Annotated in this window: 21 protein-coding genes; 15 read left to right on the top strand and 6 right to left on the bottom strand. The window is 55.7% G+C overall.

Annotation, left to right across the window (positions count from 1 at the left end; genetic code table 11):
- Window positions 1-13: 13 nt before the first annotated feature.
- On the bottom strand, window positions 14-565 hold the full coding sequence (locus EQG79_RS07355) for a fasciclin domain-containing protein (RefSeq protein ID WP_077920745.1): 552 nt from the start codon (window positions 563-565) through the stop codon (window positions 14-16).
- 491 nt (window positions 566-1,056) lie between these two features.
- Here EQG79_RS07355 and EQG79_RS07350 point away from each other — a divergent pair, with 491 nt between their 5' ends.
- The 6 genes from EQG79_RS07350 (at window position 1,057) to EQG79_RS07325 (ending at window position 5,994) form a co-directional block, all read left to right on the top strand.
- Entirely contained in the window at window positions 1,057-1,536 is a 480-nt protein-coding gene (locus EQG79_RS07350) for a hypothetical protein (RefSeq protein WP_077920747.1), read from the top strand.
- Window positions 1,537-1,680: 144 nt separating this feature from the next.
- Window positions 1,681-2,253, top strand: a complete 573-nt coding sequence (locus EQG79_RS07345) for a hypothetical protein (protein ID WP_129600951.1) — start codon at window positions 1,681-1,683, stop codon at window positions 2,251-2,253.
- Window positions 2,246-3,058 (top strand): sensor histidine kinase, encoded by an 813-nt coding sequence (locus tag EQG79_RS07340; protein WP_077920749.1) that lies wholly within the window; start codon window positions 2,246-2,248, stop codon window positions 3,056-3,058. The genes EQG79_RS07345 and EQG79_RS07340 overlap by 8 nt, the downstream gene beginning before the upstream one ends.
- 124 nt (window positions 3,059-3,182) lie before the next feature.
- On the top strand, window positions 3,183-3,830 hold the full coding sequence (locus EQG79_RS07335) for a response regulator transcription factor (protein ID WP_077920750.1): 648 nt from the start codon (window positions 3,183-3,185) through the stop codon (window positions 3,828-3,830).
- Window positions 3,831-3,847: 17 nt separating this feature from the next.
- The gene (locus EQG79_RS07330; protein ID WP_129600949.1) at window positions 3,848-4,864 is read left to right on the top strand and encodes a dipeptide epimerase; all 1,017 of its coding nucleotides are present in this window, start codon (window positions 3,848-3,850) and stop codon (window positions 4,862-4,864) included.
- 11 nt (window positions 4,865-4,875) lie between these two features.
- Window positions 4,876-5,994, top strand: coding sequence for an aminotransferase class I/II-fold pyridoxal phosphate-dependent enzyme (locus EQG79_RS07325; RefSeq protein ID WP_240699295.1), 1,119 nt, complete (start codon window positions 4,876-4,878; stop codon window positions 5,992-5,994).
- A 24-nt stretch (window positions 5,995-6,018) separates the two neighbouring features.
- Here the strand turns inward: EQG79_RS07325 and EQG79_RS07320 are convergent, their stop codons facing one another.
- The 3 genes from EQG79_RS07320 to EQG79_RS07310 all read right to left on the bottom strand — a co-directional run bounded on the left by EQG79_RS07320 (window position 6,019) and on the right by EQG79_RS07310 (window position 8,879).
- Window positions 6,019-6,849: a sugar phosphate isomerase/epimerase family protein gene (locus EQG79_RS07320; RefSeq protein WP_129600947.1), complete on the bottom strand. Its 831-nt coding sequence runs from the start codon at window positions 6,847-6,849 to the stop codon at window positions 6,019-6,021.
- Window positions 6,850-6,946: 97 nt separating this feature from the next.
- Window positions 6,947-7,867 carry a DUF1338 domain-containing protein gene (locus EQG79_RS07315; protein ID WP_129600945.1) on the bottom strand — a complete coding sequence of 307 codons (921 nt, stop codon included), beginning with the start codon at window positions 7,865-7,867 and terminating at the stop codon, window positions 6,947-6,949.
- A 241-nt stretch (window positions 7,868-8,108) separates the two neighbouring features.
- Window positions 8,109-8,879, bottom strand: coding sequence for an acyl-[acyl-carrier-protein] thioesterase (locus EQG79_RS07310; RefSeq protein ID WP_129600942.1), 771 nt, complete (start codon window positions 8,877-8,879; stop codon window positions 8,109-8,111).
- 263 nt (window positions 8,880-9,142) lie between these two features.
- On the opposite strand from EQG79_RS07310, the gene sov reads away from it, so the two are divergent.
- On the top strand, window positions 9,143-16,807 hold the full coding sequence (gene sov / locus EQG79_RS07305; protein WP_129600940.1) for a T9SS outer membrane translocon Sov/SprA: 7,665 nt from the start codon (window positions 9,143-9,145) through the stop codon (window positions 16,805-16,807).
- Between the two features lie 100 nt (window positions 16,808-16,907).
- On the opposite strand, the gene EQG79_RS07300 is transcribed toward sov, so the two are convergent.
- The gene (locus EQG79_RS07300) at window positions 16,908-17,321 is read right to left on the bottom strand and encodes a hypothetical protein (protein WP_129600938.1); all 414 of its coding nucleotides are present in this window, start codon (window positions 17,319-17,321) and stop codon (window positions 16,908-16,910) included.
- 436 nt (window positions 17,322-17,757) lie between these two features.
- Between EQG79_RS07300 and EQG79_RS07295 the strand changes: the two genes are divergently transcribed.
- From EQG79_RS07295 to EQG79_RS07260, 8 genes are all read left to right on the top strand, one after another.
- The gene (locus EQG79_RS07295; RefSeq protein WP_240699294.1) at window positions 17,758-18,915 is read left to right on the top strand and encodes a BamA/TamA family outer membrane protein; all 1,158 of its coding nucleotides are present in this window, start codon (window positions 17,758-17,760) and stop codon (window positions 18,913-18,915) included.
- A 53-nt stretch (window positions 18,916-18,968) separates the two neighbouring features.
- Window positions 18,969-20,021 (top strand): aldo/keto reductase, encoded by a 1,053-nt coding sequence (locus tag EQG79_RS07290; RefSeq protein WP_129600936.1) that lies wholly within the window; start codon window positions 18,969-18,971, stop codon window positions 20,019-20,021.
- Between the two features lie 62 nt (window positions 20,022-20,083).
- Window positions 20,084-20,467 (top strand): glycine cleavage system protein GcvH, encoded by a 384-nt coding sequence (gcvH, locus tag EQG79_RS07285; RefSeq protein ID WP_077920757.1) that lies wholly within the window; start codon window positions 20,084-20,086, stop codon window positions 20,465-20,467.
- 117 nt (window positions 20,468-20,584) lie between these two features.
- The gene (locus EQG79_RS07280) at window positions 20,585-21,883 is read left to right on the top strand and encodes a dihydroorotase (RefSeq protein ID WP_077920758.1); all 1,299 of its coding nucleotides are present in this window, start codon (window positions 20,585-20,587) and stop codon (window positions 21,881-21,883) included.
- A gap of 13 nt (window positions 21,884-21,896) precedes the next feature.
- Window positions 21,897-22,451, top strand: a complete 555-nt coding sequence (locus EQG79_RS07275; RefSeq protein ID WP_077920759.1) for a DUF4199 domain-containing protein — start codon at window positions 21,897-21,899, stop codon at window positions 22,449-22,451.
- Between the two features lie 11 nt (window positions 22,452-22,462).
- Complete coding sequence (locus EQG79_RS07270) at window positions 22,463-22,981, top strand: DUF4199 domain-containing protein (RefSeq protein WP_077920760.1); 519 nt, start codon at window positions 22,463-22,465, stop codon at window positions 22,979-22,981.
- A 6-nt stretch (window positions 22,982-22,987) separates the two neighbouring features.
- Window positions 22,988-23,707, top strand: coding sequence for a gliding motility-associated ABC transporter permease subunit GldF (gldF, locus tag EQG79_RS07265; protein ID WP_077920761.1), 720 nt, complete (start codon window positions 22,988-22,990; stop codon window positions 23,705-23,707).
- Window positions 23,704-24,060 (top strand): VanZ family protein, encoded by a 357-nt coding sequence (locus EQG79_RS07260; RefSeq protein WP_077920762.1) that lies wholly within the window; start codon window positions 23,704-23,706, stop codon window positions 24,058-24,060. Before gldF ends, EQG79_RS07260 begins: the two co-directional genes overlap by 4 nt.
- A 39-nt stretch (window positions 24,061-24,099) precedes the next feature.
- On the opposite strand, the gene EQG79_RS07255 is transcribed toward EQG79_RS07260, so the two are convergent.
- A complete protein-coding gene (locus EQG79_RS07255) occupies window positions 24,100-25,461 on the bottom strand; it encodes a tetratricopeptide repeat protein (protein WP_129600934.1) in 1,362 nt (453 codons plus the stop codon).
- Window positions 25,462-25,739: the final 278 nt, after the last annotated feature.

Raw genomic sequence — 25,739 nt, 5'->3', positions numbered from 1 at the left:
CGATGTGGTTTGCTTACGGCATCAGTACCGTGTCGATAACGTGGATAACGCCGTTCGACTGGTTTACGTCCGCAATGGTGACGGTTGAGGTGCCGCCTTTGGCATCGGTCAGTACCACGTTTTTACCTCTCATCATGGCCGTTAGCGTACCGCCCGCAACCGTTGTCAGGGTAGCTTTACCACTACCGTCTTTGATCTGTTTCACCAGATCGGCCGCGCTTACCTTGCCCGGTACTACGTGATAGGTCAGGATGCTGGTCAGCGTTTCTTTGCTTTCCGGCTTCACCAGCGTCTCAACGGTACCTTTCGGCAGTTTGTCAAACGCCTTGTTGGTTGGCGCGAAGACCGTGAAGGGGCCCGGACCCGACAGCGTTTCAACCAGCCCAGCCGCTTTGACAGCCGCTACCAGGGTTGTATGGTCTTTCGAGTTAACAGCATTCTCAATGATATTTTTCGATGGGTACATGGGCGCGCCACCTACCGTCACGGTTTTTTCCTGAGCAAACGAAACCTGACTTACCGCTACCAGCGCAGTCAGTGCGAAAAAGAATTTTAAGGTTTTCATTCTGATAAATTGTGTCTTAAGTAAACTGATAGTGAAGTGTGATCGATCAACGGGAAGACATACGGTTTAACAACATTGTTTAGATTTAACAGAATAAAAATTACTTGCTAATAAATTGATAATCAGAAAAGATGACTTAGTTGTGTACGTATATATGCCCGCTTGCTGTTTCAAAAAAATACCCAGCTGCCCGGGGGCGGCTGGGTACTGACGCTCGTCAGCGATACGATTATGGAGTGGATAGAAATACTGTACAAAGGTGATTGTCTGACAAGCGCGAGGCAAGGAGAAATTAACCCAAAACAGGCGCTGGAAATGCCAGTGTTCAATACGGGGAATTTCCCGTATTTACAGGGTGAAAGGCCTATAATTTATTTGTAGTCTACTGATAATCAGTGATTTGTTTTTAGCCTTTTAGGCGGGCGATTGAACCGCATCACTTTTTACGTCTGAGCTGTATAATTTGACGTACAAATCAACCCCCAAAACCTATGCCCCTCCTCATTTCACACACACCCGCCAATCGATTCAGATTTGTAGAAGCCAGTTGCGAACTCGATCCGACCTCCAGCGAGGCCAAACCGGTTGACATAGAAACCCTACAGAATCAGGTGAAAAACTACATCGACTACATGGTAAAAAGTCGGGGTGTCGACCCAGATGATGTGTTTCTGGCCGCAACAGTACGTATCGATACCTTACTGAAGATCATTGCCAGCAACCCGAACTGCGGTGGCATACGGATTTACCTGACTAAGGATACTGTCTTTGATTCGGGGGTCGAGAATGATATCTGGCCATTACTGGTGCCGGTAAGTCATCCAGACGAAACCAATACGTATACGGATTTGATCAGTGATGACCAGGAGCCGTTAAAAAGCGGACTGGTTACAAATTTTTTGTGTAGAAATCCGCCCTGTCTGCGCCCATACGCAGGGAGTAAGCTGTTGCCCGATGGGTATAAAGAATAAGAGCAATGAGCCACTCCGCCGGCGGAGTGGCTCATACTTTCAACGGACGATATGGAATGGCTACTTTTGGTCTCTACACCCAATAAAATATACCTGGGTCTGCTGGCCATCAATGTTATAATCATACTCATAAATTTTACGCGGATGGACAGTACGCTACGTCCGCTGTTACTGCTGGTTATCAGTAATTTACTGGTCGAGCTTTGGTCTGATTATATCAAAGTAACCACCAACGGAAATAACCTATTCATCTATCATCTGTATGCACCCATAGAATATGCCTGCCTGGGCGCCATTTTTTACCTTGCCTTACCATCCGAAAAACATCGAAAGCGAGTCATCGGCTCCATAATTGGGTACATTGTTATTGTTGTGATCAGCACTATTTTCTGGCAGTCGCCGGAGCATAACAACTCGATTACCTACATGATCGAGAGCGGGTTAGTGATATACTGGTGCTTTGTTTTTTTTCGGACACTGCTTGATCGGCAGGATCTGTATGTACCGGAACGAGATGGCCTGTTCTGGCTGTTTGTGGCTATTCTGATCTACTTTGCGGGTACTTTTTTTACCATTGGCCTGATCGATTATTTCATCATCAGTAATCAAAAACTGGCTACTTTTATATACTATGCCAGCTTTCCTTTTAATTATATACTGTATGTGACAATTGGGGTGGTCTGTTTGCTTCCTTCTTCATTGCCGAATCATGAATAGCGAGTCAGCCAATGCTGTATTTGTTGCCTTCGTTGTAGGAAGTATTGTACTCGTGATCATGGCTTTGTTTAGCGCCAGTTTCATTATTTTTCACCGGCGTCGGCGCAGAGAAGTAATTCGTGAACGAAAAGAAATGCAGGAAAAATACCAGCGCGAATTATTACAATCTCAACTAGAAATTCAGAACCAGACTCTTCAGCAGATTGCCGAAGAATTACACGATCATATCGGGCAGTTACTGACGGTAGCGGCTATGCGGCTGAACCAGCTCGAAGATGACAGTATAGATGCCGCGGTGCAGCAGTCGGTTCGGCAAACGCGCGACGTTGTCAGTACCATCATTACTGACGTGCGGGCGTTGGCAAAGACCCTGGACCAGAACACGGTTCAGCGGTTCGGGTTGCTGCCGAGTCTGTCGCTGGAGTTGGACCGTATTCAGCGAACGGGCCGCATACAAACCCGGTTTATCGAATCGGGGGAGGTGTACCCGCTGGGGCAGCAGGTCGATATTGTCCTGTTGCGAATGAGTCAGGAGTTGCTCAACAACGTATTGAAACATGCCCGCGCCCGTACCGTAACGGTGTCGGTCGATTATCAGCCTGATCGACTTACGCTTACGGTTGCCGATGATGGGCAGGGGTTCAGCCAGGACGATGTGGCAGCCCGCCCAATCAACGAGTCCGGGTCAGGCATGAGCAACCTGCACCGCCGGGCCGAACTACTCGGCGGTACGCTCAGCGTTCAGAGCCGTTTGGGTGCCGGCACAACCGTTACCGTACTACTACCGCGCAATTACACCCGGTAGCGGTCGGCGGGAATACCGTATAATACATTCATATTCATTTTGGTTGCTGTTTGCGGGCTTTGTTTAGCGGCTTGTTGTATAACTGTCTATATTTCAGGAAGATAATTATCCTCTCTTACGCCCCATGTCAACCTCAATCGCTATTGCCGACGATCATCACCTGCTGGCCGAAGCGCTGGCTGATCTAATTCAAAAATTTGATCGCTACGAAGTGCTGTTCATTGCCGAAAACGGCCGTGATCTGCTAACGCGGCTCCAGCGGGGACCACTACCTGATATTGCGCTGGTCGATCTGAATATGCCCGAGATGGATGGCTTCGAAACGGCAGTGCAGCTCCGGCAGCTTTACCCATCGGTGCGGGTTATGGCGCTTTCCATGACCGACCGGGAAGAACATATCGTGCGCATGCTCCGCAACGGGGCCCGCGGCTATTTGCTTAAAGGATGTCGATCAACGGAACTACGACAGGCGCTCGATGACGTGATGGAGAAAGGGTATTATTATTCCGATTTTCTGACCCACCGGCTTGTTCGTAGCCTCAGCACAACCGACCTGATTGCCAGCAAGCCCATGTTCGGGCTGAACAACCGGGAGTCGGATTTTTTGAAACTGGCCTGTAGCGAGTTGACCTATAACGATATAGCCGATCGGATGTGCGTCAGCCCCCGTACGGTAGATGGCTATCGCGAAACAGTTTTCCAGAAAATGGGCGTTCGTACGCGGGTTGGGATGGTGATCGTTGCCGTCCGCTGTGGGCTCGTCGAGCTGTAAGGTGCTATATTTGCTTCATGCAATTGATTTTTCACCGGGTTGATCTCCGTCTGAAACATACGTTTACCATTGCCCACGACAGCCGCGATGTGCAACCGTCGCTGCTCGTCGAACTGCGCGATGGCGAGTTGAGTGGGTACGGGGAAGCGACCGCTACGCGCTACTACGGCATTACCATCGATGGGATGGTGGAGGCCATCGAACAGCTTCGCGATCGGATCGAAGCCCACGAGCTAGCCGACCCGGCCGTGTTCTGGGCCGAAATGCAGCCCTACCTGGCCAGTAACCCATTTGCGCTCTGCGCCCTCGATCAGGCTGCCTGGGATCTGTGGGCCAAGCGGCAGCAAAAGCCGCTCTATGCGTGCTGGAACCTCGACCCCTCCCGAAGTCCGCTGACGAATTATACAATCGGGCTCGACACCCCCGACCGGATGGTGAGCAAGCTCCTGGAATGGCCCTGGCCGTTGTATAAAGTTAAGCTTGGCCGACCCGATACCGATCTGGACGTGATGCGGGCGCTTCGGGCTCATACCAGCGCCCGCTTTCGGGTCGACGCCAACTGCGGCTGGACTGCCGAACAAACACTGGCTTTTGCGCCCGAGCTGGCCGAGCTGGGGGTTGAGTTCATTGAACAGCCCCTCCTGGCCACCGACTGGAGCGGAGCCCGGCAACTCGCTGATCAGTCGCCCCTGCCGATCATTGCCGACGAGAGCTGCATCGTAGAAAGCGATGTAACCCGTTGCGCCGGTTATTTTCACGGGGTCAATATCAAGCTGACCAAGTGCGGGGGCCTGACGCCCGCCCGGCGAATGATCGCTACCGCCCGCTCGCTGGGGTTACGCGTGATGGTTGGCTGCATGACCGAGTCGAGTGTGGGTATTTCGGCCATTGCCCAGCTGCTGCCGCTGCTCGATTACGCCGACCTGGATGGGTCGCTGCTCATTGCCAACGATCCCGCTACGGGGGTTACCTTCAACAACGGCCGGGTTATCTACGCCAGCGAAAACGGCACCGGCGCCCGGCTCATGCTTTAACCAACGAACGAGTGAGTCAACAACCCATCCATCCGTTTACCATCGATCAGCTACCGGGCCGTACCATCCGGTATGGCGACCAGGACTATCTGTTTTTTAGCGGCACGGCGTATCTGGGTATGCCACAGCACCCCGGCTTTCAGCAGCTGCTGACCAGCGCCATTGGCCGCTACGGAACGGCTTTCGGCAGCTCCCGCAATGGTAATCTGCAACTGGGCATCTACGACGAAGCCGAATCCCGGCTGGCCAGCTGGTCGGGAGCCGAAGCGGCCCTGACGGTATCGTCGGGTATGATGGCTGGCCAGGTCGTTGTCCAGTACCTGCGGGCGCAGCAGGCTTCGTTTCTCTATGGCCCGCAGGCGCATCCGGCGCTCTGGCACGATCCGGCGGTGGCGCTGCCCGGCCTGCCGTTCAGCGATTGGGTGGCTCAGCTACCCGACCAGGTGCGGGCGTTGCCACCCGGTCCCGTCGCCATCCTGCTCAACGCGCTCGACGCGGCCCATTCCGGCTATTACCCGTTCGACTGGGTCGATGCGCTGCCAGCTGATCGGGCCATCACGCTGGTGGTCGACGATTCGCACGGGATCGGGATTCTCAACGACCTGCCCCGCGCCGATGGTTTGCTGGGTCCCGGCTGGGGTATCTGGCCCCAGATTCCGCGCCTGGACTCGGTTCGTCTGCTGGTAACGGCCTCGCTGGCAAAGGCTATGGGGGTGCCGGGGGGCGTGGTGCTGGGCGATGCCGACGTACTGGCTGAACTGCGCAAAACCGCTTTCTTTGGAGCCTGTTCGCCCATGCCACCCGCCTACATGGATGTGCTGACCCGGGCCGATGCGCTCTACGCCGAACAGCGGGCTATCCTGCGGGAGAATATAACCCTGGCCGAAGCCCTGCTCGACCGGACTGGCCTCTTCCAACACGCTAGGGGCTATCCGGTATTTTTTACGGAGCAGAACGAGTTATACCCTTTTCTGCTGGAGCGCGGTATGTTTATCTATTCCTTCGCGTACCCTACGCCCGCCGATAATCCCAACACACGGGTCATTATCAGTGCTTTTCACACCTTCGACGACATCCAGGCCCTGGCCCGCGCGGTCTACGACTTTACCCTCGGGAGTGGTATTGAGTGAACGCCCTGCGCATCGGTACACTCTTTATTTCAGTCCCAGCAGAAAGGAGATGCTTTCGGGCACTTGCTGCATGGAGCGCGACGATTCGTCTTCGATGAAGAAGTATTTGACGCCCGATTTTTTAGCCTGCTTCATGATGTCGGCAATGCCCACGTCGCCTGTGCCGAGGGTTACGTTCGACTCTACGTCGGCGTGGCCGCTCATGCTGTCGGGGGTGCCGGGCTTGCGGTCTTTGAGGTGCATCAGCGGAAACCGCTTGGGGTACTTCTGCAGGAGGGCTACCGGATTGTAGCCCGGCGACTTAACCCAGTACACATCCATCTCGAAGTTCACGGCCTTCGGATCGAAATTCTCGGCCAGGTAGTCGAAAAAGGTGCCGTCCTGATAGGTCTGAAATTCGTAGCCATGGGTATGGTAGCACAGCTGAATACCGTTGTCGGCCAGCAACCGACCGGCGGTGTTGAAGACATCGATAGCCCGGTCGGCATCCTGAATCATAAACGTATCGCCCGGATGCGGTATCCAGGCGCAGACCACGTATTTGGCTCCCAGGCCTTTGGCTTCAGCCAGCACTTTCGGCACGTTGTTGTCGAGGTCTTCAAAGCTGGCTCCGGTGCTGATGGCTTTGATGTTGTTCCGGTCGAGCAGCTGGCGGAAGTCGGTCAGGCTCAATCCGTAGGTGCCGGCAATTTCGGCCTGTCGGAATCCCATCTGTTTGACTTTGGCCATAGTACCCGGCACGTCTTTGGCAAACTGATCCCGGAAACTGTACAGCTGAATACCTACGGGAGCGGCTTTCTGCGCCAGGGTGGATAAGCTGCTCACTAACAGCGCGACAAGGATGATTCGGTTCATGGTTGGCTGATTATACGATACGGCGTACGGGCTGGCCGGTCCGGCTTAGGAACCAGACCGGCCAGCTGCATGGCATAAGCCGCAACTACTATACTTTCTACCGATTTGTCTGCGTCGTAAAGGTGCTTTCGAAAATCTTGTCGGCATTACCAGCCTCGAAGCCTTCGCGCCGGTGTTCCCGCCCGATCTGATCAGGCGAAAGGTGGGTGAACGAGGGAAGTACGCGCCGTTCGGCAAACTCTACGTATGAACCGGCAATCCGGAACACATCGCCCCCGGCAAACTCCGCATCGATGAGCTGAGCTACCGTCGAGGCCTGCCGAAGCGCACCGTCCGGGCTGACTTTAATAGTACCACCCGCCGAGTTGAGCCGGAGCCCTTTAGCCTGGAGAAAGGCAACAAACTCATCGATGGTATTGTAGCCTTCCTTGAGGTTATGAACGCTGATGGTGAAGTGATTGAGGTAGTAACGGTTGTATATGACCCAGGCTGCGTATTCGCTCTCGGCCAGCAACGTCTGGTAATCGGATAGGGTAGGGGTTTGCCAGAGCGGCCGGTGCAGAAAAGCGTCGACAGCCGCAGCATCGTCGAGATCGAGCGCATCGACCGGGTCGCTGGTAACGGTGTCGGTATACCGATGAATGATACGCTGGGCCTCGGCCGACAGTTCATGCACGCGCAGTTCGCTGACGAAGATACGGGGCAGGTTCGCGTTGGTACCAGCGGGCGGACTGTACCAGTAGGCCGTCAGTTTTTTCTCGGTAAAGTCGTAGCGATCCCGTTTTTCGTAACCGTAATGCGTAAAGATCTTCTCGAATGACGCCAGCCCCAGATGCGGAACTCCCATGGTCCGGAAGGCAATATGGTCATTCTCGATTTCCCCGGCCAACGTGATGATGCCGTCTTCGATCATGGCATCGATGATGGTTTTCACGTCGGGTACGCGTTCGCTGTATCGGCGCATCAGCCCCTGTAAAACGCCGTTCAGGGTGTTGGTTATGTTGGGTGAAGTGGTCATAATCAATAGGGTTTACTATCGGTTCGGCCCGAGTCGGGCCTGGCCAAATATAGGCCTGAATAACCAAAAATACGGCTAATCGTTCGAATGCTGTAATGCCCCAGCGGTATAAACGCTACACTGAATCCGTATCTACCTGCTCCGTGGTCCGTGTCCGCACGGACCACTTATGCGTCAGCAACAAACCATCCGGGCAAGTGGTCCGTGCGGTCGGCGCCAGCCAGGAAAACCTTTCGACAAATTATGAAGGGTTGGGGCGCCACTGAGTCCGGGCCAGCAGGACATCGCGGCCTGAACTGGCCTGAACGATGCGGTGAAGGTGGGCATCGGTTGTGTCGGGCGTCGACTGAATGAGCAGCTGATCCTGCCAGTGGCTTTCGGTTCGGTACACCACATCAAGTTCAGCCAAAGCTGCCGTCTCCAGCGTCTGTTGGTCCATCGCTTCGAGCAGCCATTGGATGTAGGCTACGTTGTTGACGTGTTGGTTCTGGTCGATGCTGAACCAGCCAACCGGTACGTCGGTCTGCCGGGTGGGTTCCCAGGTCTGGTTCTGAAACGGCGGCTTGAGGGGCAGCGTGGGCAGCGGCTCGATGTCGGCAGGCGGGGTGAGCGTTCGGATGAAACCCGGCAGCGGCACCATAGTCCGTTTGTCCATATCGAAGACCAGCCAGGTACTGCCAGCCTCGGCCAGCAGCGAACCGTCTTCGGCCAGCACTCGAAAATCGCGGTGAATGAAGTACTTCTCTACGAACGTTGGATAGGTAACCACCCGCACCGACTGGCCATAAAGCGGATAGTGGTGCATTCGAAGCCGGAAGCGCATGAGCATCCAGCCCAGCGGAGAGCGGTCCAGATCCCGGCGGGCCAGCTCGTCGATACCGATTCCGTAGGCGATGGCGTTGCGGTTGGCCGACTCCTGCATCCAGTTCATAAGCGTCGGAATGCTGATGCGGCCCAGCGCGTCGCATTCGTAACCGCGCAGGTCGTAGGTGTCAGATTGAATGGCAGACATGGGGCAAAGATAGCCGCACGAAGCTGCCAGCGCCATAGATTGCGTACGGGCTATAGTTACCGATGTGTTAATTTACGTCTATGTAGTAGGTCAGCCCTGAAGGAAGTGTATCTTTACGAATCATTTTATTCAAAAGCGACTAAAACCATATAGTTAGCTATTCTTCAAAAAATCTATTCCTTCATTAGACGATTGGCCCGATTTTGGCCGTTTGAAAGAAGTACGTACCGTACGATATCCTTTTTGAACCGCTTAGTACCCCAATGGTGAACCCTTACTTTGTTCACAACTTTACTGTCAGCACCCGTTTCTTGACCGCTAGCCACCTTCTGTTCGTTTCGCGCGAATGGATTTTGCTGGTGTTTTGTCTGGTGCTGGGTATGGGAACAATCTTCGGGCAGGACCAGCCAGCGGCAGCGCCCGCTCGTCGGGGGGGCGCGGGGCGACGGCAGCAACAGGCCGCTGCCGACTCGGCCCGGGCCGATGCGCGCCGACGGGCCATTGCCCGCGCCGACTCCATTAAGCAGGCCGTACAGAACCGGACTGACAGTATACGGGCGGCCCGTTCGGCCAACCGCCGACCTACCATCAACTGGCCCGACCGGCGGGCCACCCGCTTCTCGGAGCGGCCTTCCAAATCGCCTTTCATTCTTCGTGATCCCAAAGGGGTATCGACCGATTTTCGGCTGAGTCCCGACGGGCGCGTGGCCGTTACCGAACGTGTACAGACGGGGGTGTCGCTTTCGGGGGCGCCTGCGCCCAATTCGGTGCAGGGCCGTACGGATGGCGTCCCCGCGCCGGGCATATCAACGCCTTCATCGGCTACTACGACGCCGGGTGTGGGCGTATCGGGGGCCGTGCCGGGGCTGGCGCTGCCCCCCTCGCAGTATGGCTTACCCTACCGCCCGGCCGAAACGATTCCGTTTTCGACGTATAACCAGCTGCAGAACCAGCGGGTCGAGCAAAGCATCTGGCGCGAATACGGCGCCCGGCGCGATGGCCAAAGCGCGCTGAGTGGGCGTGGCCTGGTGCCCAAACTCGAACTGCCGCCTATCATCGATCGCCTGTTTGGCGGGAGCCAGATCGATTTCAAGCCGAACGGCTTCGTTACGCTCGACTTTGGCTATCTGTACCAGTTTATCGATAACCCCGTCTTGCCGGTTCGACAGCGCCGGAACGGAAATTTCCTGTTCAACGAGCAGATCAGCATCAACTTCAACGGCAAGATCGGGGAGAAGCTGGGCGTGATGGCCAACTTCGACACCAAAGCCAGCTTTAATTTCGAGAACGCGCTGAAGGTCAACTACCGGCCCGGCGGAAGCCTGCCGGGCATCGGAACGGGGCAGGGGCTACCGGGAATGCCCAGTCTGCCTGGTTTGCCCAATGCGCCTACCTTACCCGGTGTGCCGGGCGTCAATGGCCAGGCACCGGGTCTGCCCGCTTTTCAGCCGCAGAACGAAAGTATCCTGCAGGGGCTTGAGGTGGGTAATATCAGCTGGGCCGTCAACAGCCAGCTCATTCCGGGGGTGCAGAACCTGTTTGGTATCAAAAGCCAGCTCCGGTTTGGCAAGCTGAACGCTACGGTGGTCGCTTCGCAGCAGCGGTCGCGGAAGAGTGAAATCGTGTTGCGGGGCGGCACCTCGAACCGGCCGTTCGAACTGCGGGCCGATCAGTACGACGAGAACCGACACTTCTTCCTGTCGCAGTTTTTCCGGTCCAACTACGAAGCTTCGCTCAGGACCCTGCCGCAGGTAACGTCGGGCGTCAACGTAACCCGGGTGGAGGTGTACGTCACCAACCGGACCAACACCACCGAGACGCTGCGGAACATTGTCGGCTTTCAGGACCTGGGCGAAGGCAATCCCTACAGCCAGAACAACCCCAACCTGCAACCGTTCTCGCGCAACACCCGCACCCCGTCCGACAACCGCGCCAACGGTCTGTTTGACCGGCTCACGAGTAACGCCAACAACCGGCTGCGGCAGGTTGACCAGACCAACGAAGCGCTTGTAACGGATTACCAGCTTACCAAAGGCACCGATTTCGACCTGCTGCGGGGTGCCAAACGCCTGACCGACCGGGAGTTCAAACTACAGCCCGAACTGGGGTATATCTCGCTCGTGACGCCCCTGCGCAACGACGAGATTCTGGCGGTATCCTACGAATATACCTACCAGGGCCGACGCTATAAAGTGGGTGAACTGACGGAAGACTACCAGGCCCGGCGCAATGACGAAGTGCTGGTGCTGAAGCTGCTGAAGTCGGCCACGCTGCGCAACAACCTCCAGTTGCCGATGTGGAACCTGATGATGAAAAACATCTATTCGCTCAACAATGCCCAGATCAGCCGGCAGGGCTTTCAGCTGCGTATTGTTTACAAAGACGATGTTACCGGTATCGACAACCCGAACCTGCAGGAAGGCCGGCGTCTGCAAAACCGGCCGCTGGTGCAGGTTTTCAACATGGACCGGCTCAACCAGCAGCTCGACGCCCAGCCCGACGGTAACTTCGATTACGTGGAGAACATTACCGTCGATCCGCGCTATGGCAAGATCATATTCCCGGTCCTGGAACCCTTCGGGTCGTTCCTGAGCCGCCAGTTCGACGCCGACGAAGATAACCTGCGCTCCAAATACGTTTTCGATCAGCTGTATCGGACAACCCTGGCCGATGCCCAGCAACTGGCCGACCGGAATAAGTTCTTCCTGCGCGGTTCGTTTCAGTCGGGCAATGGGGCCGAAGTTCAACTGCCCTATGGCGTCAACGAGCAGTCGGTACAGGTAACGGCGGGTGGCGTGCCGATGATGCCGGGGGCCGATTATGTCTTCGAAAGCCAGACGGGGCGCCTGCGGATCATTAACGAGAGCGTGACCAACTCGGGCCGCGAAATCCGCATCAGCTTCGAGCAGCCCGACCTGTTCCAGAACCAGATCCGAACCCTGATCGGTACGCGGCTGGATTACCTGCTCACCCCCGATATTAACTTCGGGCTGACGGCCATGCACATGCGCGAAACCCCCGCCGGTTTCCTGACCCGCGTGGCCATTGGGAACGAACCGGTCAATAACTCTATTCTGGGGCTCCATGCCAACTATCGCAAAGACTCGCCCGGCCTGACGCGCCTGCTCGATGGCCTGCCGCTGGTGCAGACCAAAGAAATATCGACCATTCAGGCCAGTGCCGAAGTGGCGCAGTTGTTTCCGGGAACCAACCCCCGCGCCCGGGGCGATAGCTACCTCGACGATTTCGAAGCCGCCCGAACCATTTTTGACCTGACCCGCCAGCCCACCCGCTGGCGCCTGGGGGCTACCCCGCAGCAGTTTCCGCAGGGGTCGTTCCAGAACCCGCTGGAGTCGGCCTACAACCGCGCCCGTATTTCGGTTTATTCCGTAGACCCGAGTCTGTACACCCCCGGTTTGCAGGGCGCCGTATCGAACGTCGATCCCGACGAGGTGAAGAACTACGTATACGAGCGGTACTTCCTGCCCACCGATCTGTTTCCGGGTCGGTCGCCCCGGCCGGTACAGCTGCCCGAGAGTATTCTGGACGTGGCTTACTTCCCCAGCGAGCGGGGTATGTACAACTACAACCCGAACCTGAAACCCGACGGTACGCTCAACAACGATCCCCGGCGCAACTTCGGCGCCGTAACGCGGGCTATTGCCTCGGACAACGACTTCGACAATGCCAACGTAGAGAACCTCACGTTCTGGCTCATGGACCCGTTCGTACAGGGAGAGAACGGAAAAGTAAGGGGCAGCGCTGACGATAGTAAAAACCAGCCCAACAGCACGGGTGGAAGGTTGGTCTTCAACCTCGGCGATATTTCGGAAGATGTCGTTAAGGATAGCCGGTATACGTTTGAGAACGGTTTCCCGGCCAACGGTAGCCTGGACAGCACCCGCAACGGTACCGTAGAGTCGACTCCCTGGGGCCGGGCGCCCAAGCAGCAGTTTGTGACCAATGCGTTCCAGAGTGGTGGTCGCGACAATCAGGATATCGGCCTCGACGGCCTGACCAGCCGCCCCAATTCGACCCCGGGTGTGGTAGCGGAACAGCAGTTTTTCAAAAGCTACCTCGATGCGGTGTTGCCACGGGTTACCGACCCGGAGGCCCGCGCGTCGATCGAACAGGACCCCTCGGGCGATGATTTCCGATTCTACCTGGGCGAAGAGGCCGACCGGCAGAAATACATCGTGGCCCGGTATAAGTACTACATGGGTATGGAGAACAACTCGCCCGAGAATACCTCCACCAACCAGTTTCTGACCCCCGCGTCGACGACCCTGCCCGATATCGAAGACCTCAACGCCGATAATACCATCAACGATAACGAAGCCTATTACGAATACGAAGTGAATCTGCGGCCCGACCAGCTCGAGGTAGGGCGAGGCTATATTGTCGACAAAGTGACAGTGCCGACCGATGGCGTCGGTACGGTTACCTGGTATCAGTACCGGATTCCGATCCGCGAGTATCTGCGGAAGGTGGGTAACATCAACGGCTTCAAATCAATCCGGTTTGCGCGGATGTACCTGACCGATTTTGATCAGCCGGTCGTGCTTCGGTTTGCGCAGTTGCAGATGGAAGCCAATCAGTACCGCAAATACCTGGGCGACCTGAACCAGCGCGGCCTGCAGGAAGTACCCGAACCCTACGATGCCAACTTTACCGTCTCGACGGTGAACGTAGAAGAAAACAGCAGCGCCCTGGCTACGCAGGCAGGGGGCAATAAATACGTGTACTCGGTGCCGCCGGGCTACCAGCGCGACCGCGATTATACGCAGGTGAACACCGTTGAGCTGAACGAGCAGTCGATGCGGCTGAGCGTAACCAACCTCCGCGACGGCGACTCACGCGGGGCGTTCCGGAACGTAAATTTCGACCTGCTGTTCCGTAAGCAGCTCAAGATGTTCATTCACATGCACGGCGATGGGAATGAAAACGTAAATGAACAGGTATCGGCCTTCGTCCGGCTTGGTACCGATTATACCGATAACTATTACGAAATCGAGATTCCCCGCCTGCAGGCAACGCCCGAAGGCCTCCAGTCGCCCGAGGTTGTATGGCCATCGGCTAACGAACTCGATATCGCGCTGGAAGAGCTGACCAATCTGAAAACGGAGCGCAACCGCCAGCTCACCCGCCGAACCTCTTTGCCCTTCACTCTGCCTTCGTCGACGGGCCGGTACATACTGACGGTGGTCGGCAACCCGGACCTGAGTTCCGTACAGTCGGTGATGATCGGGGTGCGCAACCCCCGCCAGCCCGGCGATGGCGAAGGACCCAAAACCTTTACGATCTGGGTCAACGAACTGCGCGCCAACGGCTACGACCAGCAGGCGGGTATGGCCGCAATAGGGTCTGTGAATATGAAGCTGGCCGATCTGGCCACGGTAACGGCTTCGGGCCGGATTACTACCTTCGGTTTTGGCGGTGTGCAGACGCGCATCGGCGAACGGGCCCGCGAAACAACCAAAGAGTTTGGCCTTTCGTCGGCCGTTTCGGTCGATAAGTTCCTGCCCGCCAACTGGGGGCTGCGTATTCCGATGTACGTCAACTACGACTACCGGAACGTAGATCCGCATTTCGATCCGCTCGACCCCGACGTGCCGCTCGACAACTCGCTCTCGACCCTGCCCGAAGGACTGGTGCGCGACAGCTACCGACGCATGGTGCAGGACAATACCACCCGCCGGGGGCTGAACTTCTCGAACGTCAGAAAAGTAAAGACCAGCCCGAACGCCAAAACGCATTTCTGGGATGTCGAGAACTTTGCGTTTACCTACGCCTTCAACGATACCAAGCGCAGCAACATTCTGACCGACGAGTTTCTGCAGCGGCAGCAGCGGGGTGGTATCGCCTACACCTTCAGCGGACAGCCGAAAGCGTTTGAGCCGTTCCGGAACAAAGCCAGTTTTGAAGCGCCCTACCTGCGCTGGCTTAAAGATTTTAACCTGACGCTGCTGCCTTCGCTGGTCAGTATCCGGTCCGACCTGGATCGTAGTTTCGTGAAAACCCAGCTGCGCTCGTCCGACCTGACTACGAACGGAATTCCGGCCCAGTTCGAGAAGTATTTCCTGTTCAACCGCTATTACGACCTGACCTGGAACCTGACCCGGAGTCTGGTGCTGACCTACCGGTCGCAGGCCAACTCGATCATCGACGAACCCGCGGGCGACATCAACAGCCAGGCCAAGCGTGACTCGATCTTCAACAGCCTCAAACGACTGGGCCGACTGAAGAACTTCGTGCAGGACATCCGCGCCACCTACCGGCTGCCCCTCGACAAAATTCCGCTGCTCGACTGGATTGCCGCCGATGCCGTATATGGGGTCGGGTATCAGTTTCAGGCTAACTCGTTCGGGATTGCCGATACGCTGGGGGTGCCGTTTGGTAACGTCGTCAGAAACAACCGCGAGCGGGGCATTACGGGACGGGTCGATCTGATCCGGCTCTACAACAAAATCCGCTATCTGCGTTTTGCCAACACCCCGGCGCCGGTGCGGAAGAACTTTGCCCGTAACCCCGGCGATATTGAAGAGATACAGCGGAGCGAGAGCCGGGTGCTCAAGAATTTCACGCGGGCGCTGCTGACCGTGCGGGGGATCAATTTCCAGTACACAGTGCAAGAATCGACCATCCTGCCGGGCTTTTTGCCGACGCCGAGGTATTTCGGTGTCGACCAGAACAACGCGCCGGGACTGGGGTTTGTACTGGGCAGTCAGGACAGGTCCATTCAGTACCGGGCGGCCGAACGCGGCTGGCTGGCTCCGAGTACGGTGCAGAATACGGCCTTCCAGCAGAACCTGACCAAAAAATTCAACGCCCGCACCACGCTCGAGCCCTTCAAGGATTTCCGGATGCAGGTAGAGTGGCGGCTGGACCGGACCGACGCGTACCAGGAGTTTTTCCGGCCGGGCTCGCAGGGTGGTCCTTTCGAAACCCAGTCGCCGGTGCGTAACGGGCAGTTCTCGATGTCGTTCTGGTCGTTCCGGACGGCTTTTATCGGACTGCGTGGCGACAACACCTCGCCCATCTTCGACCGGTTCGAAAGCTACCGGCAGTACTTCATCGATAAGCTGACCCAGGCGAATCCGGACCGACAGGGCATCTATACGGCTACCTCGCAGGATGTGCTGATTCCGGCCTTCTTCGCGGCTTACAGCGGGCAGCCGATCGAAAAAGCAAAGCTGTCGCCGTTCTATAGTTTCCCGCTGCCCAACTGGCGCATCGACTACAACGGACTGTCGGGGCTCGACTTCATCCGGAAGCGGTTCAGTGCCTTTACCATCACGCACAGCTACACCTCCAACTACAGCGTGGGTAACTTTATCTCCAACCTGGAGTACGGAGCCGCCTTCGTGAACCTGGCCGTGCAGGGGTACCCACTGGGCGCTGCAGTGAACCAGCTGGGGCAGTACGTACCGGTCTTTGCCATGAGTACCATCACCATGTCGGAGAAGTTTGCGCCGATGATCGGGGTGCAGTTCCAGACCAAAAGCCGAATCAGCGGCCGACTCGAATACAACCAGAGTCGTGATATTGCGCTGAACCTGTCCAATATTCAGGTCGCCGAGCTGAGCAACAAAGACCTGACAGCCTCCATTGGGTTCACGCGGCAGAACATCCGGATTCCGTTCCGGATCAACGGGGCTTACAAGCGCCTGAAAAACGACCTGACGTTCTCGGCCAACCTGACCCTGCGCGACACCCGGGCTATCCAGCGCAAAATCGATGCGGAGCAGATTCTGACGGCGGGTAATGTCAACTTCCAGCTGCGGCCACAGGTCAGCTATATCGTTAGCCGACGACTGAACGTCAACTTCTATTTCGACCGGACGTTCAACGACCCGCTTGTATCGAACTCGTTCCGGCGGGCGACTACCTCGGGCGGGGTGCAGGTCAAATTCAATCTGGCTGAGTAGAGCAGCTTCCTGCGTCAGCAGGGCAAAAACAGCCGAACAGGAACGTACTGTGATTGTAATCAGGTAGTTGTGGCTGTGAAATGACGAAAAAGTTTGGTAATCAAAGGCTTTCTGCCAAACCCACCGCACATGATACACCATACAATGCGGCCGGCCTTGCTGGCTCTTCTATAGGCATCCCAATTTTAGGCTGCTGCACAGGATCGCGCATGTTGAGTTGACCAGTGGCCCGCTCCTCGGCCGTTTTTAGCCTGATTTTATAGGCGCGGAATTCACCATATTCATCAGGCATCGGCTTCATGTAACAGGCGTTCGCATAACGTTTTATCAGGGCCATATACTCAGTATAGGAGATCGGTTTCCCGGTCGTTTGGTCAACAATGCGGGTGTTTTCATCGATACGGCTGCGTTGCTGAACGGCGCCTGTCTCCCGCTGACTAATCGGTTGCGCTATTGACGTCAGGAGAGAAAGGAGGGCGGTAACCATCAGGAGACGTAAAGACAGCCGGAGCATACAGGGTGTGGATTGGGGGCAGGAGTGTGGATCCAGGAAAACAGCAGTTTTAGCTATAGCCTCATTTTGTAAAGTGAATATATAAGAACGGGTGAAATAGTTCTACGATGCCGGGCATACATATACTAACAGAAGTAATTCTTGCAAAGAATAGTAAAATGAGGAGGCTTGTTGCAACGAATGACGCGTAAAGAACCGTTATCAGACCAAACCGTCGGGAGACTGGTATGCCACGCTCTGGCCTGGCGGTTGGTAACGAAGCGGAGAGAAGGTCCGGCCACTCACCCGCTGCGTAGGGGTTTTGGTTGGCTAACCGGTCGACAAAGCGAGTCTACGTTTGTGTCGGACTAACTGACTGTTACCAACTCTGTTTTGCACCCCCGTTTCTGGAACATAGATCGCTTAAAACCGTTTCTTATTTAAAAGCAAGTACCCATTGATTCACTCAAAACTACTAGCGGGCCTGGTGCTGGGGCTGCTCACGGCAATACCGCTGATAGCCCAGCAGCGCGTTCCTAAAATAGCCCAGCGGGGTGTTGGCCGGTTTATCTACAATACGCTCAACGATACCTCATCGGCGGCTTCGTCGAAGATACTGGCTTTCCCGACGGCGGGCTTTTCGCCGGAGACCAGCCTGGAGCTTGGGGTGCGGGTCTTCTCGCTGTACTATGCCAAAAACGATACCCTCGTAAATCGCCTGAGCGAACTTGTTCTGTACGGATTCGTCACCTTGCGGGGGCAGTTCGGTGCGCAGCTCGAAAACGCCATTTATTCCGACAAGAACACCTATTACCTGCTGGGGCGGGCCCGGTACCAGCAGTTTCCGCTGCTGTATTACGGCATCGGACCCGATACCGATCCCAACGACCCGGCCCTGGTCAACTCGAGCTATATACAGATCAGGCAGCGTGGTATGCGCCGGATCATAGAAAACTGGTACGCCGGAGTCGAGGTCGATTTTCAAAACCTGCAGCGGGTATCGTTCGATCGGGTCGACCCTGGTTCGTTCGAACTGCCCGCGGGCGGCACCGGCTCGACCACCCTGGAACTGGGGGGGACCCTGGTATACGATGACCGGCGAAACGTATTGAATGTGCGGAAAGGTGCTTTTTTCGAGGCTGCTGCGCTCCGTAGTGTTCCGGCCTTTGGCAGCAACTTCCGGTTTCAGCGGCTGCTCTTCGACGGGCGCCTGTACCGGCCGCTGGGTCGGCGAAACCGGGTGCTGGCGTTTCAGGCTACCGGCACGTTTATGAGTGGCGAGGTGCCATTCAATAACCTCGCGCTGCTGGGGGGCGAAAGTACCATGCGGGGCTATTACCTTGGCCGGTATCGGGACAAAAACCTGCTGGCTGCCCAGACCGAGCTGCGCTGGCTGCCGTTTGGCTTCAGCCGTCGCTGGGGCGGTACCCTTTTTGCGGCCATTGGGACCGTAGCGCCGACGCTCAGCCAGGTGCAGGTCGACCGGTTTCGGTGGGCGGCCGGGGGCGGGGTGCGGTTCCTGTTCTTTCAGAAGAAAGATGTTTACCTGCGCGCCGACCTCGGGGTTACCCGCGAAGGTACGGGCCTGTATTTTTCGCTCGGCGAAGCATTTTAACGGCCATGACGTGATATGGCAGACCCAAAACTGAACTATAGACCAACAACAACATGAACTACAATCAACTGGGAAACACGGGTGTGCTGGTGTCCGAGCTTTGTCTGGGTACGATGACATTTGGCGGAAGTGGCTACTGGCAGGCTATGGGTACCCTCCAGCAGGACGCCGTTAACGACATCGTCAGGACATCCTTCGATCAGGGAATCAATTTCATCGATACGGCCAATGTCTACTCGTTCGGCCAGTCGGAAACGCTGCTCGGTCAGTCGATCAGGACGCTGGGACTGCCGCGTCATGAACTGATTATCGCTACCAAAGTGCGGGGGCGCATGGGCGAGGGCAAAAACCAGGTCGGGCTGGGGCGGCTACAGATCATGCAGCAGCTCGACGATAGCCTGAAGCGATTGCAGGTCGATCATGTCGATCTGTACCAGATTCACGGATTTGATCCCATAACGCCCCTCGAAGAAACCATGCGTGGTCTCGAAGACGTAGTCCGGAGCGGCAAAGTGCGCTACATCGGCTGCTCGAACCTGGCGGCCTGGCAGGTCATGAAAGCCAACGGCATTGCCGACAAATATGGCTGGACCAAGTTTATATCGACCCAGAACTACTACTCCATTGCCGGGCGCGACCTCGAAAACGAAATCGTACCCATGGTGCAGGATCAGCAGATGGCTATACTGCCGTGGAGTCCGCTGGCGGGCGGTTTCCTGTCGGGGAAATACACGCGTGACAACAAACCCGAAGGCGATTCGCGCCGACTGGGTTTTGATTTCCCGCCGGTAGATCAGGAACGGGCGTATGATATTATCGAGGTGATGCAGGAGATTGGCGCAGCCCACGGCGTATCGGTAGCGCGAATTGCCCTGGCCTGGGTGCTGGCCAAACCGGGCGTGACGAGTGTCATCATCGGGGCCAAAAACACCGAGCAGCTCAACGATAATATTAGCGCTACCGAGGTGAGTCTGACCACCGAACAGCTCGAACAGCTCGACGCCGTCAGCGCGCGTCCCAAGCCCTATCCGCAGTGGATGATTGCGCGCCAAAGCAACGACCGGCTCGGCGTTTTCAACCCCACCCAGTCGGCCGTGGCCAAATAGGGTGTTTGCAAATCCGGCACCCGCTACCGTATTTTGTGGCTATATAAATCATCACCCTCCGCATGAATTTCCCCGCAGAACTGAGTTACACACAAGATCACGAATGGGTTCGGATTGACGAGGACGGTACGGCCGTTATCGGAATTACAGATTTCGCGCAGCACGAACTGGGCGACATTGTTTTCGTCGACATTACGGCACTTGGTCAGTCGCTCAGGCAGGGTGACGTATTCGGATCGGTGGAAGCCGTTAAAACGGTATCGGATCTGTTTTTACCGATCGATGGCGAAGTGCTGGAGCTGAACCCGGCCGTCGAAAAGTCGCCCGAGCTGGTCAATACCGACCCGTACGGCGAAGGCTGGCTGATCCGGCTCAAACCCGTCGATGCCGGGCAGAAAGACGGTCTGCTGACGGTCGGCGCCTATCAGGAACTGGTTGGTGCCTGATTCCTTTTCTGGAACATGAACAAGGCTCCAACAGGCAACGCGCCCGTGGAGCCTTTTTTATAGCTTTTTTATCTCTCTCCCCGGCCCCTTCCGTTAAAACTGGCAAGGGGACATTGTATGCAACTTCTCATTCGTTCCGCCCGTATTGTTGATGCAGCCTCACCTTTTCATGGCCAGCTGCGCGATATTCAGATCGAAAACGGCCTGATTCGGCAAATCGGCGAAAACCTGGAGGCCCAGGACGGTGTACGTGTACTGGAAGCCGATAACCTGCACGTATCGACCGGCTGGGTCGACCTGCGCGTACTGGCTCAGGATCCCGGTTTCGAGCATAAAGAAGACTTGACCAGCGTTTGCCGGGCGGCAGCCGCCGGTGGCTTCACTGACATTGCGCTACTGCCCAACACCCAGCCCGCTATAGATAGCAAAGGAACTCTGGGCTACGTTCGGCGCATGGCCGAGGGGCAGCCGGTGAGCGTTCATGTGATTGCCGCGATTACCAAAAAAGCAGCCGGCGAGGACTTTACCGACATGCTCGACCTGCACCATGCGGGAGCGGTTGCGTTTTCTGACGGGCATCATCCCTTGCAGAACCCGGATCTGCTGCTCAAGACCCTCCAGTACCTGCAGCCCATTGACGGGTTACTCATGAACCGGCCCGAAGAAACGATGCTGACCCGGTTCGGGCAGATGCACGAAGGCATTCAGAGTACCCTGCTGGGCCTGAAGGGCATACCGGCCCTGGCCGAAGAACTGATGATCGAGCGCGATTTGCGGCTGCTGGATTACGTAATGGCCACCGAACCTGCGACCGATGAGGCCGGGTCCCTGCCGCCTGTACTGCATTTCTCGACCATCTCAACGGCCCGGTCGGTGGAGCTGATCCGGCAGGCCAAGGCGCAGGGGGCACGCATCAGCTGCGACGTAGCCGCCCACCAGCTGCTGTTCGACGATTCGGCCCTGGCTGGTTTCGATACCAATCTGAAAGTGAATCCACCCTTCCGCCCGGCCGATGATGTAGCCGCTCTCTGGGCTGGCCTGGCCGACGGTACCATCGATGCCATTGTATCGGATCATACTCCGCAGGATGCGGAGAGCAAGAACCTGGAGTTCGACCAGGCTGACTTTGGTATCATCGGGCTCGAAACGGCCGTAGTATCGGTCCTTTCGCAGAAGCGGGGCCTGTCCATCGAACAGATCATCGACAAGCTGACTACCCGGCCCCGGCAGATTTTGCGGCTTCAGCCCCTGCGGATCGACGAAGGGCAACCCGCCAGCCTGACGCTCTTTGACCCATCCGGTGCCTGGACGTACGACCAAACGCACTCAAAATCAAGAAATTCGCCGTTCTTTGGACATACCTTCGCCAGTCGGGTGGTTGGTATCGTTCATCAGGGTCTGTTTACCAAGGCCTGATCCATTCCATCTTATGAAAAGCATTCTCGCTTATTTCAGCCATCCGCTCCTGAAAATCCCGCTTCTGGCCGGACTGATAACAGGTGTGTTGTGCTTTGTGTATTTTCTGGCTCTGTACGCACTGGGAGTACCGGCGCTGGGCAACGTTCGGGTGTTGGATTACGGTATTCATATCATCATGCTGGTCGGAACGGTCTGGTACTACCGGAAAAATATCGGTCAGGGCCATATGCACCTCTGGGAAGGGCTGACCATCGGCTACGTGCTGAATACAGCCGCTGCCCTGCTGACGGGCTGGCTGATTTACCTGTTCGTGAGCTACGTTGATCCGGCGGTATGGGTCGAGTACGTCGCCAATTCCAGAAAACTGCTGCTCGAAGGCAAGAAGCAGATTGTCGATCAGTTTGGCCCCGAAACGTTCAACGAACAGTGGGCTAAAGTAACGTCCATGCAGCCCGGCGTCCTGCTGCCCGACGAGCTAACCAAGAAAACTGCGCTGGCGGTGCTGCCCGTGCTGATCATTTCGCTTATCTTCCGCAAACAGGACTATAGCGTTCTGAATCCTTAAACCATAACACCATGACTGATCAACCATCACCCGCCCGCGTGGCCCTTAAATGGGGTGGCCTACTCGGTATTGCCCTGATTCTGTATTCGCTCTTTCTGTTCTTGACCGATAACATCGGAAACACCGGACTGGGTGCTATCACCTACCTGCTGAGTATTGTCGGTATCACGCTGGCCATGCGCGATTTTAGAACGCTGAACGGCGGTTTCATGAGCTACGGCGAAGGGCTAAGCGTGGGCACGCTGACCGCGGCCGTATCGGGCTTGCTATCGAGCCTGTTTTCGGTTTTTTATACCACAGTAATCGATTCGGGCGTTATGGAGCGGATGATGGACCAGGCCCGCGAACGACTGGAAGACAGCGGCCTGTCTGACGATCAGATCGATCAGCAGATGGAGTTCATGCAAATGTTTCAGAGTCCCGGTCTGACGTTTGTTTTCGGGATTATCGGGTCAGTCGTACTGGGTTTTATCCTGTCACTGATCATTGCTGCCTTCATCCGCCGGAACAAGGCAAATCCGTTTGAGTAACCCGCCATGCTGGCCATATTTCGCAAAGAAATAAATCAATTCTTCTCGTCGCCGATCGCTTATATCATCATGGGCGTTTTTCTGGCGGCTATTGGCCTGCTGTTGTGGGTTTTTCCGGACACGAGTCTGCTCGAAAGCGGCTATGCTGACCTGGGTACGTTTTTCAACCTGACGCCCTACGTGATGCTGTTTATGGTGCCGGCCATAACCATGCGCTCGATTGCCGACGAGGTGCGGGGCGGTACCCTGGAGTGGCTACTAACCAAACCGGTGAGCCGCTGGGGTGTGGTTGGCGGTAAATTCCTGGCGAGCTGGCTACTGGTTGCGCTGACGTTGCTCCCGACCCTGTTGTATTACGTAACCCTGTACCAGCTTGGGGCGCCGGTGGGGAATATCGATTCGGCGGGCGTGTTCGGGTCGTATATCGGGCTGCTGTTGCTGGGTGGTGTGTTTGTGGCGGTAGGGGTGTGGGCTTCGTCGCTCAACGACAACCAGGTTGTGGCGTTTGTGCTGGGGGTTTTCTTCTGCTTCCTGCTGTACGTCGGCCTATCGGCGCTGGCGGGTCTGTCGGTGTTGGGCGGCCTGTCTTATTATCTGTCTTATTTTGCACTCGACGAACAGTACCGGGCTCTGGGCCGGGGGCTGATCGATTCGCGCAACGTAGTATACCTGCTTAGCCTGATTGGCTTATTCCTCTTATTGACCGTCAATCGTCTGTCCCGATGAATGTTGTACTCAATCGCTACCGGATCATGCAGTTTCTGGCGCTCGGCTGGAGCCTGGCCATATTTATTGGCTGCTCATTACCGGGGAATGGCATTCCTGATCTGACCAACAAGGATAAATGGATACACGCGGGTGTTTTTGTCGGCTTCGGCCTGTTGTGGCGACTCTCGGGCCGATCGTCCGGTTGGGTCATCATGGCGGGCATTGCCTATGGGTACCTGATCGAAGTGTATCAGGGGCTGATGCCTTTCATTCATCGGTCATATGACCTCTACGACGCGCTGGCCGACGCCGTCGGAACGGTTCTTGGCGTAGGCCTGGCCTGGCTCGTGCTAAAGCTACTAAAGCCGTGACCCTGTCACGGCTTTAGTAGCTTGAATCAGGTGACCGGGTCAACGCATAGCCGTGGGGCGTTGCGTATTACATTTTTCGGTGATGATCTTGTAAGCCTGAACATAGCCCAGTTCACCGGCGCGGCTCAGGTCAACACAGGCGTTTTGCTCATCGCCCGAGTCATACCGAATAACTCCCCGCAGGTAGTACGCTTCAGGATGGCGCGGGTTCAGTTTGATCGTGCTGTTACAGTCGATCAAAGAACCTCTCTGATCACCGAGCGAAGAGCGGACAACTCCCCGTACAAAATAGGCTTCAGCGTTGGTTGGGCTGAGTTCAACCGCCCGGTTAAGGTCCTGCAGTGCCGATTTCCCTTCACCCGTTGAGTTACGTAAGATACCTCTAACCAGATACGCATCGGAGCGGTCTTCAGCCAGCTCGGTGACTTTGTAGCGATCCTGCACGACTGAGTTCAGCAGAGGCAGCGTACTGGCTGTGATAAATTCGCTGTAATAGGCTTTGGTCTGGGTTGTCAGATTGCCCATCTCGATCGACTTGTCAATATCAGCTACTGCCTGCTTGGGGCTGTCGAGCCGACTCTTGCAAAAACCCCGGCTAAACAGTGCTTTAAAATGATTGGGAGCCAGCGAGATTGTTTTGTCAAAATCGAGAACCGCATTAGCGAAATCACCCAATCTACCTTTGACAAGACCGCGCCGATAGTAGAGTTCAGCATCGTCCTTACTGATTTCCAGCGCCCGGTTAAAATCGTTCATGGCTCCTTTGAGGTCATCGATTTTGTAACGGGCGTAACCGCGTCCAGCCAGTGCTTGTGTCTTGTTGGGTGACTTCTCGAGGGCCAGACTATAATCGGCTAGGGCGCCTTTATTGTCGTTGAGCTGCATCTTACAGTTGCCCCGCGCCGTCAGGATATTGACGTCGGTAGGCGCCAGGGCGGCCGCTTTGTTAAAGTCAGACAGGGCGCTGTTGATATAATTGATCTGCAGGCGGCAAAGACCCCGCTGGTAGTAGAGCAGCGCATCGTTGGGACTCAGCTCAATAGCCCGGTTAAAATCCTGCATAGCGCCCCGGAAATCCTCCTGACGGGTCCGATTAAGGCCGCGGTAGAGATACGCATTGGCATCGCTGGGATTGAGGTCCAGCGCTATGTCGAGGTCAAGGTTAGAGCCTTGGATGTCGTTCAGGCTGATTTTGGCCAATGCTCTGTTGTAATAACTGGGAGCATTTTCAGGATTGAGAATAATGGCCGACGTGAACGCCTGTAACGCACCCGTGTAATCCTTAGCATTACTCTTGGTAACACCTTCGTTGAAGAAATCTGCCGCCGTTTGCTGGGCGTTTGTTGATGATGCACATAGCGTAAAGGAACAAATAGTACAAAGTAGGAAAAGATACCTCATAAACATTTAAATGGGCTAGTAATCAGAGAAATTGTCCAACAAATCTAATTAGAAACATTCTGGAATAGGTATGATTATTGCTGTTTTTGTAACCTAGATAGTAAATAATTACTACTAGTTGCATTATTTATATTAAAAATTAGTTTTATGTTATTTTATCGAATAAATATACTTTTATTTATTTATAGTATATAAAAATGGGAGTGCAGATATAGTGAATAGATTAGACTATGGGTTAAACTAAGACTGCTCAGGAGTTGATTGCATAAAACTGTCGG

The sequence above is a fragment of the Spirosoma sordidisoli genome, from assembly GCF_004138325.1.
GTDB classification, from domain to species: domain Bacteria; phylum Bacteroidota; class Bacteroidia; order Cytophagales; family Spirosomataceae; genus Spirosoma; species Spirosoma sordidisoli.
The sequence above is the reverse complement of the archived record's forward strand: the minus strand, read 5'-3'. Positions and strand labels throughout refer to the sequence as shown.

Bases quoted from the DNA above. Each gene is read 5' to 3' on its own strand.
- EQG79_RS07355 (WP_077920745.1), bottom strand. From the start codon at position 565: ATGAAAACCTTAAAATTCTTTTTCGCACTGACTGCGCTGGTAGCGGTA.
- EQG79_RS07350 (WP_077920747.1), top strand. From the start codon at position 1,057: ATGCCCCTCCTCATTTCACACACACCCGCCAATCGATTCAGATTTGTA.
- EQG79_RS07345 (WP_129600951.1), top strand. From the start codon at position 1,681: ATGGACAGTACGCTACGTCCGCTGTTACTGCTGGTTATCAGTAATTTA.
- EQG79_RS07340 (WP_077920749.1), top strand. From the start codon at position 2,246: ATGAATAGCGAGTCAGCCAATGCTGTATTTGTTGCCTTCGTTGTAGGA.
- EQG79_RS07335 (WP_077920750.1), top strand. From the start codon at position 3,183: ATGTCAACCTCAATCGCTATTGCCGACGATCATCACCTGCTGGCCGAA.
- EQG79_RS07330 (WP_129600949.1), top strand. From the start codon at position 3,848: ATGCAATTGATTTTTCACCGGGTTGATCTCCGTCTGAAACATACGTTT.
- EQG79_RS07320 (WP_129600947.1), bottom strand. From the start codon at position 6,849: ATGAACCGAATCATCCTTGTCGCGCTGTTAGTGAGCAGCTTATCCACC.
- EQG79_RS07315 (WP_129600945.1), bottom strand. From the start codon at position 7,867: ATGACCACTTCACCCAACATAACCAACACCCTGAACGGCGTTTTACAG.
- EQG79_RS07310 (WP_129600942.1), bottom strand. From the start codon at position 8,879: ATGTCTGCCATTCAATCTGACACCTACGACCTGCGCGGTTACGAATGC.
- sov (WP_129600940.1), top strand. From the start codon at position 9,143: ATGGTGAACCCTTACTTTGTTCACAACTTTACTGTCAGCACCCGTTTC.
- EQG79_RS07300 (WP_129600938.1), bottom strand. From the start codon at position 17,321: ATGCTCCGGCTGTCTTTACGTCTCCTGATGGTTACCGCCCTCCTTTCT.
- EQG79_RS07290 (WP_129600936.1), top strand. From the start codon at position 18,969: ATGAACTACAATCAACTGGGAAACACGGGTGTGCTGGTGTCCGAGCTT.
- gcvH (WP_077920757.1), top strand. From the start codon at position 20,084: ATGAATTTCCCCGCAGAACTGAGTTACACACAAGATCACGAATGGGTT.
- EQG79_RS07280 (WP_077920758.1), top strand. From the start codon at position 20,585: ATGCAACTTCTCATTCGTTCCGCCCGTATTGTTGATGCAGCCTCACCT.
- EQG79_RS07275 (WP_077920759.1), top strand. From the start codon at position 21,897: ATGAAAAGCATTCTCGCTTATTTCAGCCATCCGCTCCTGAAAATCCCG.
- EQG79_RS07270 (WP_077920760.1), top strand. From the start codon at position 22,463: ATGACTGATCAACCATCACCCGCCCGCGTGGCCCTTAAATGGGGTGGC.
- gldF (WP_077920761.1), top strand. From the start codon at position 22,988: ATGCTGGCCATATTTCGCAAAGAAATAAATCAATTCTTCTCGTCGCCG.
- EQG79_RS07260 (WP_077920762.1), top strand. From the start codon at position 23,704: ATGAATGTTGTACTCAATCGCTACCGGATCATGCAGTTTCTGGCGCTC.
- EQG79_RS07255 (WP_129600934.1), bottom strand. From the start codon at position 25,461: ATGAGGTATCTTTTCCTACTTTGTACTATTTGTTCCTTTACGCTATGT.